Genomic DNA, 6746 nt, shown 5'->3' with positions numbered 1-6746 from the left:
CGGCGGCGGGCTCGACCCGCTGCTGGTCGCCGCGCCGCTGCTGCTCGCCGTCACCGGCGGGCTGCTGCTGGCCCGGATCGAGCCGGTGCTGGTCGGCTGGCTGGCCGCCCTCGCCGGGCGCGGCCGCGGCCTGATCGGCTTCCTCGGCCTGGCCCGGGCCGCCCGGGACACCTCGGGCCGGCGCCGGCCCTCCGTACTGCCGCTGCTCGCCCTGCTGATCGCCGTCACCACGACCGGCTTCGGCGCCACCGTGCTCGACACCGTCGACCACGTCCGGGCCCGCGCCGCGCGCCTCACCACGGGCGGGGACATCAGTGTGTCCCTCCCGGACTACTCCACCCTGTCCGAGTCGTTCACCAAGGCCGCCGCCGCCCTGCCGGGCGTCCGGGCCTCGACCGGTGCCTGGGTCGAGCCCAAGGCCCGCTTCTTCGGCGCCGCCGGCCAGGACTACACCGAAGCCTATCTGGTGGTGGTCGAGCCGGCGGCCTACGCCGAGATCGCCCGGACCGTCGGGGTCGGCGAGTTCGACCCGGCGAAACTGGCCGGCACCTCCGGCGGCCGGGACACCCCGGTGCCCGCCCTGCTCAGCCGCGACCTGGCCAAGCGCCTGGCCGCCGGCCAGGCCGAGGTGCGCACACCCAACGGCAACGGCCTGCGGCTGACCGTCGCCGGGCTCGTCGCCGCCACCCCCGCCCTGCCGGACCCGGGCAAGCCGTTCGTCGTCGTCCCGGCCGGCCCCGCCTGGCAACGCCTGCCGGACCTTCCGCGGACGAACAAGTGGTTCGCCGTCGGCGACGTCGACCCCGAGCAGGTCCGGTCGGCGCTGCGGAACAACGGCGGCGCCCAGCCGACGGGCCTGGCCAAGCTGGTCGCGGACAACGCCGTGGACGCCGGCAAGGCGACCCACGGCCTGCCCGCCGGGTACACCGTGCACAGCAGCCGGGAGACCACCGCCGCGCTCGCCGACGACCCGCTGCAGCACGCCGCCGAGCGGCTGTTCTGGTACGCGGCCGCCGCCGGAGCGGGGTACGCCCTGCTCGCCGTGCTGCTGACGCTGTTCCGGGCCGCGCCCGACCGCACGGCCGTGCTCGCCCGGCTGCGCACCATGGGCCTGCGGCCCCGGCAGGGCCTGGCGCTGATCATCACGGAGGCGCTGCCGCAGACCCTGGCGGCGGCCGTCGGCGGTGGCCTGGTCGCGGTGGCGGCGGTCGCCCTGCTGGGCGGCGCCTTCGACATCTCGACGCTGGTCGGTGCCAAGGTCGGGGAGGTCATCACCCCCGTGCTGGTGCCGGTGCTGCTGCCCACCGGGGGCCTGGCCCTGCTGGTCGGCCTCGGGGTGGTGCTGGAGACGCTGGTCGCCGGCCGGCGCCAGATCGCCACCGAGCTGCGGGCGGGGGAGCAGGCGTGACAGCGGGACCAGCGGCGCGGGCCGCGACAGTGCAGAACACCGGGAGCCGGCCGCGCGCCGGGACCGGCCGGATCAGCCGGATCAACCGGAGCACCCGGATCAACCGGAGCACCCGGAGCAGCCGGATCAACCGGACCGTCCAGACCGTCGAGACCGTCGAGACAGGAGAGCAGCCGTGAAGAGCACCCCCCAGGAGCGGTCGGCCGTCGAGGCCCCCAGCCTCCAGGAGCTCCGGCAGCGGGCCCTGGCCGCCGCCTCGCCCAAGGCGTACGGAGCGGGCGCGGCCATCGCCTGCGACCGGCTGGTGCGGATCTTCAGCGCCGAGGGGATCGAGGTCCAGGCGCTCCAGGGCCTGGAACTGACCATCCAGCAGGGCGACCTGGTCGCCCTGGTCGGGGCCTCGGGCAGCGGCAAGTCCACCCTGCTGACCATCCTCGCCGGGCTGGACGTGCCGACCGCCGGCACCGCGACCGTCGCGGGCTGCGACCTGCTGGAGATGTCCGCCAAGGAGCGGCTGCGCTACCGGCGCGAGGTGGTGGGCTTCATCTGGCAGCAGACCGCCCGCAACCTGCTGCCGTTCCTGACCGCCGCCGAGAACATCGCCCTGCCCATGCAGCTGCGCGGCCGCCGGGCCGGCGCGCTCGGCGCGAAGCAGCAGGGCGCCCGGGTGGCCGAGCTGATGGAGGCGCTGGAGATCGGGGAGCTCGCCCACCGGCGCCCCAACGAGCTCTCCGGCGGCCAGCAGCAGCGGGTCGCGATCGCGGTGGCGATGGCCAACAACCCGCCGGTGCTGCTCGCCGACGAGCCGACCGGTGAGCTGGACTCCGAGACCGCGGGGGTGATCTTCGAGTCCTTCCGCACCGTCAACCGGGAGCTGGGCACCACCGTCGTGATCGTCACCCACGACCCGATGGTCGCGGGCGAGGTCCGCCGCACGGTGGCGATCCGGGACGGCCGGACCAGCAGCGAGGTGCTGCGCCGCACCGTGACGGACGAGCACGGCGAGGAGTCGGTGAACGAGCGCGAGTACGTGATGCTGGACCGCACCGGGCGGGTGCAGCTGCCGGTGAAGTTCCTGGAGGCGCTCGGGATGGAGCACCGGGTCGCGGTCGACCTCGCGGCCGACCACATCGAGGTCCGCCCGGACGACGTCGCCGGGAGCTGAGGCGGGCTCAGCCGTCGCCGCCCATCCGCGGGAAGAGGCCGCTGCCCTCGGCGTCCTTCCGGAGGTCGGGCGGCGCGGCGCCGCCGACGCTCTCCCCCCGGGAGGCGCCGGTACAGCGGGCGAAGACGAGCAGGGCACTGGCCGCCACGGCGAGGATGCCCAGTGCGGTCAGGACGCGGAGCCAGGTCAAGGGAGTGCCTCCTGGGGACGGTGCGAGGGAGCGCCGCCGGGGTGTATCGGCAGCTCGGCCCGCACGGTCGAGTGCCCACGCTCGGTTCTTCCCGCCGACTGCGGTGCGACAGGTGGCCCGCGCGGGCGCTCGAAGCATCGGACGGGCGCGTCACACTCCCTTGCGCGCCCCCAGGGCGCGCAGCGCCGGCAGGCCGGGCTTGCCGGGCCCGTTCAGCGGGATCGCGGGCAGCCCCGGTTCGGTGTACGTCCGCCCAGGCTCTGTCATGCTCACCCTTCCGCGACTGACGAGGCGTCAGCCCCCTGGGCGGGGGGCGCCGCGCGCCGCGGTCGCCCGGACCGGCGTACCCGCGGGCGCGGGCGCGGGCCACGGCCTTGTTAGGGTCGTCGGTCGGTCGGTCGGTCGGTCGGTCGGTCGGTCGGTCGGTCGGTCGGTCGGTCGGTCGGTCGGTCGGTCGGTCGGTCGGACGGACGGACGGACGGACGGACGGACGGATGGCGGCGGGGGAGCGGTGGGCGGCGAGGTGGGGACGGCGGTCGTGGCGCCGCGCGGGGTGCTGGACCTGCGGGGCGAGGCCGGGGCGGGGTTCGTCGTGGCGTACCCGGCCGATGCCGTGGTGGTGGTCTCGGGCCTGCCGGGGGCCGGCAAGAGCACCCTGCTGCGGCGCTGGGCGGCGGGCGGAGCGGCGGCGACGGTGGACCCCCGGACGGTGCACGAGGCCTGCGAGGCGGTGATGCCCGCCGGACTGCCGTACGCCGTGTACCGGCCCTGGGCACGGCTGGAGCACTTCCGGCTGCTGCGCGCCTCGGTGCGGCGCGGCGGCCCGCTGCTGGTGCACGACTGCGGCAGCCGCGCCTGGATGCGCCGCCGGCTCGCCCGGGAGGCCGGCCGGCAGGGCCGCGAACTGCACCTGGTGCTGCTCGACGTCGGCGCCGCCACCGCCCTCGACGGCCAGCGGGCCCGTGGGCGGCGGGCCTCCGCCCGGGTGTTCGCCCGGCACCACCGGGGCCTGGGACGGTTGTCGGCGGAGTTCACCCGGTACGCCCGGTCCGGTGGGCCGGTGCCGACCCCGGAGGCGGCGTCGGTGCTGCTGCTCGACGCCGTCTCCCGGTCGCGGGCGGATGCGGCCACCTTCGGGGTGCCGCGCTGAGGTCAGTCGTGGGCCGGGCGGTCCGGCCCGACGGGGTGGATGAGCCCGCGCGCCACCGGTTCGCGGCACACCGACGGCCTGCTCGCCGAGGCCGGCTACCGCTGGACCGGCGACCACGGCGACCACGACCTCCCGCAGGTCCTGTCCACCGCTCACGGTCTCGGTCCTGACCACCGCGCCGCCTGCACCCCGACGTGATGACCTTCGAGGACTGGCCGCACCACACCGGACGGACGGGATGACCCGCCGGTCGGCGGGGGCGCCGGCCAGGGGAAACCGGGTTGCCCGGACGGCGGTCGATCAAGGATCATCCTGAGGTCCTGACACCCCCCGACCCCTGGAGACACATGGCCACCGAACTGTCCGAAGCATGGGAGCTCTTCGAGTCCGGCGACTCGCAGGGAGCGATGCGGGCGCTGCGCTCCGTCGCGGACCGGCTCCCGCCCGCCGAGGTCGCACCGCTGGTGGCCAAGCTGGCCGAGGGTGCCGGTTTCGAGGATCTGGCAGAGGCTTCGACAGCGTTGGCGGCCAGGCCCGGGGAGGCCGACCGGCTCTACACCTACGGCTACGCCTGCGTCGAGCGCGGCATCGACGCGGTGGCCGTCCCCGCGCTGCGGGAGGCGCTGCGGCTGGTCCAGGCGCCGCCCGCCGCCCCGGAGCGCACCGGCCTGTTCCGGCGCAAGCCCAAGGTGCAGGCGGCCCAGCAGCTCGGCCTGCGCAAGGTGCTGCTGGAGTTGGTCTCCGCCCTGGAGGGCTGCGAGCGGCACGCCGAGGCGCTGGCCGTGCTGCGTGAGCACGACGCCCGGCTCGGCGACTGGCCGGACCGGTACCTGACGGTCTACAACGCGCTGATGAGCGGGCAGATCGCGCCGGCCCGCGAGGTGTACGCGGCGCTGTCGGCCCCCGAGGGGGTCTGGGTGGGCCCGGGGCAGCGGGTCGGGCGGATGCTGGAGCGGGCCGCGGCCCTGCCGCCGGTCGACGACCGGGACCTGCGCGGCTGGCACTACGTGCTCACCGGTGGTCTGCTCACCACCCTCTCGCCGCACGGTTTCGACCAGGGCATGACCGGCCGTTGGGCCTACCTGCAGGACGACTTCGGGTACTGCCGGTACGGTCTGGAGCGCCTGCGCGCCGTGCTGGCCGCCACCGACCGCAAGCCCGCCTCGGTCGCACTGCTGGCCGACCGGGGCAGCCGGGCGCTCGGGCTGGCGGCGGCGCGGTTGCTCGGGGTGCCGACGGCGCCGTACCAGCCGGGCACGCCGGGGGTGCTGGTGGTCGCGTACGACCTGAACGAGTGCGATCCCGCCGAGCTGGCGCAGCTGCACGAGCGGGCGGAGGGCCAGCTCCTGTTCGAGCACGCCACCTGCTGGACCGACCCGCCCGCCGTGACGGCCGACGTCTCCACCCTGCTGGGGCAGATCGTGAACGCCCCCTGGGAGCCCGGCCTGCAGTTCGGCGAGGACGGCGAACCGGCGGAGGCCGAGCCGGACCGGCGCTCGGCCGAGGAACTCGCCGAGGCGATCCTGGCCGCCCCTTCGACCGCGCCGGAGGGCGACGGCCGGACCCCGCCCGACACGGACGACACCCTCCTGGCCTTCGCCACCCGCGCGACCGGCTGGCCCGCCGCAGGCCCGCGCGACCGCATCGGCTCCGCCGGCCCGGTCAGGAGCTCCCGCTTCGCGTGACGGGCCGTCCCGGCTGATCCGGTCCGCGGACACGGGTGTGACCTGTGGCGACCGGATCAGCCGGTCGGCCGGAGCCGGGGGGCCGGTCCGGCTCCCCGGTGGAGATCCACCCGGTCACGCGGTCGAGGGCACCCCCGGTGCGCCGTAGGCCCGGGCGACCGCGGCGAAGGCGGCCTTGGGCGTGGTGCGCCCGTCCGGCCAGGAGCGGACCAGACCGTAGCCGACGGTGTCGAGGTCGTCCGAGGGGTCCTCGGCTGCCGGGTAGGCGGGGGTCACATAGGTGAAGACGAAGGCGCCGGCCAGCCCGGCGGCGGTGAACAGGTCGATCAACGAGGCCAGTTCACGGGCCTGGGCCGCCTCGTCGCGGACCAGGCCGGGGCGCGGGCGGCGCGTGCCGGTCGAGCGGTCGACCAGCATCCAGGCCGCGCTGCCGTGGTCGGCCGCCCCGGTGAAGGTGGCGCAGCCGAACTCGGCCGCCACCACCGGCTTTCCGTGCCGGTGCAGCGACTCCAGGGTGGCTCGGAGGGTGGTGGCGTTGGCCGCGTCCCGGTAGGCGTCGACCGCCACCAGGTCGAAGGGAGTCCAGTCGATGTCCTCCCAGAGCCCGGCGGCGTAGCCGACCGGACCGGCGAAGTGCTGCCGGGCGGCGGCGACCGCATCGGCCAGCAGGGCGTTGAACCGGACCGGCGGCGGGCCCGCCGCGAAGTACTCCGGCGGCCAGCCCATCGGGTCGGCGAGCGAGGCCAGTCGGGCGGCGATGTCCGCGCCGGGCACCAGGCCGGCCATGAAGACGCTCAGCTCGCAGCCGATGACCAGGGTGACGTCCCCGCCCGCGCGGTGGAGCTCGCCGGCGACCTCGGCCGCGGCGGTGATCAGTCCGAGTGTCGCCACCTCGTCGGCGTTCGGCGACATCGGGGAGATCCACACCGCCAGGCCCAGCCCGGTCGCCGTCTCCGCCGCTTGCCGCAGCCTGGTGACGTCGTCGCCGGTGATCCTTACCGCGGTGCAGTTCAACTCGCCCGCTATGGCGGCGAGTTCACGCTCCATCGTCGCGGCCGTGAGCTCCGGTCGGGTGACCGAGCCGTCGACGGTCGGAGTGCCTGTGTCATAGGTGACGCCCTTGATCCTCACCGCCCCAGTTCTACCGG

General features: G+C 75.8%; 7 protein-coding genes and 1 pseudogene. 6 read left to right on the top strand and 2 right to left on the bottom strand.

Annotated elements, in window-relative coordinates; translation table 11 throughout:
• From BG452_RS03030 to BG452_RS03020, 3 genes and pseudogenes are all read left to right on the top strand, one after another.
• Positions 1–1408: pseudogene (locus BG452_RS03030) on the top strand (hypothetical protein); the annotation flags it as partial.
• Positions 1405–1587: a hypothetical protein gene (locus tag BG452_RS03025; RefSeq protein WP_188302555.1), complete on the top strand. Its 183-nt coding sequence runs from the start codon at positions 1405–1407 to the stop codon at positions 1585–1587. The pseudogene BG452_RS03030 and the gene BG452_RS03025, both read left to right, overlap by 4 nt.
• Entirely contained in the window at positions 1584–2573 is a 990-nt protein-coding gene (locus BG452_RS03020; RefSeq protein ID WP_188302554.1) for an ABC transporter ATP-binding protein, read from the top strand. The genes BG452_RS03025 and BG452_RS03020 overlap by 4 nt, the downstream gene beginning before the upstream one ends.
• Positions 2574–2580: 7 nt before the next feature.
• Here BG452_RS03020 and BG452_RS03015 read toward each other — a convergent pair whose 3' ends face one another.
• Positions 2581–2763 carry a hypothetical protein gene (locus BG452_RS03015; protein WP_188302553.1) on the bottom strand — a complete coding sequence of 61 codons (183 nt, stop codon included), beginning with the start codon at positions 2761–2763 and terminating at the stop codon, positions 2581–2583.
• 511 nt (positions 2764–3274) lie between these two features.
• Between BG452_RS03015 and BG452_RS03005 the strand changes: the two genes are divergently transcribed.
• The 3 genes from BG452_RS03005 to BG452_RS02995 all read left to right on the top strand — a co-directional run bounded on the left by BG452_RS03005 (position 3275) and on the right by BG452_RS02995 (position 5598).
• The gene (locus BG452_RS03005; RefSeq protein WP_188302552.1) at positions 3275–3913 is read left to right on the top strand and encodes an AAA family ATPase; all 639 of its coding nucleotides are present in this window, start codon (positions 3275–3277) and stop codon (positions 3911–3913) included.
• Between the two features lie 39 nt (positions 3914–3952).
• Complete coding sequence (locus BG452_RS03000) at positions 3953–4111, top strand: hypothetical protein (RefSeq protein ID WP_188302551.1); 159 nt, start codon at positions 3953–3955, stop codon at positions 4109–4111.
• 149 nt (positions 4112–4260) lie between these two features.
• A complete protein-coding gene (locus BG452_RS02995) occupies positions 4261–5598 on the top strand; it encodes a hypothetical protein (protein ID WP_188302550.1) in 1338 nt (445 codons plus the stop codon).
• 114 nt (positions 5599–5712) lie between these two features.
• On the opposite strand, the gene BG452_RS02990 is transcribed toward BG452_RS02995, so the two are convergent.
• Positions 5713–6729 (bottom strand): hypothetical protein, encoded by a 1017-nt coding sequence (locus tag BG452_RS02990; RefSeq protein ID WP_188302549.1) that lies wholly within the window; start codon positions 6727–6729, stop codon positions 5713–5715.
• Between the last annotated feature and the right edge of the window lie 17 nt (positions 6730–6746).

The organism is Streptomyces sp. CBMA123, assembly GCF_014596465.1.
Lineage (GTDB): Bacteria > Actinomycetota > Actinomycetes > Streptomycetales > Streptomycetaceae > Kitasatospora.
Note: the sequence above shows the minus strand (reverse complement) of the source record. Positions and strands in the feature narration are given on the sequence as shown.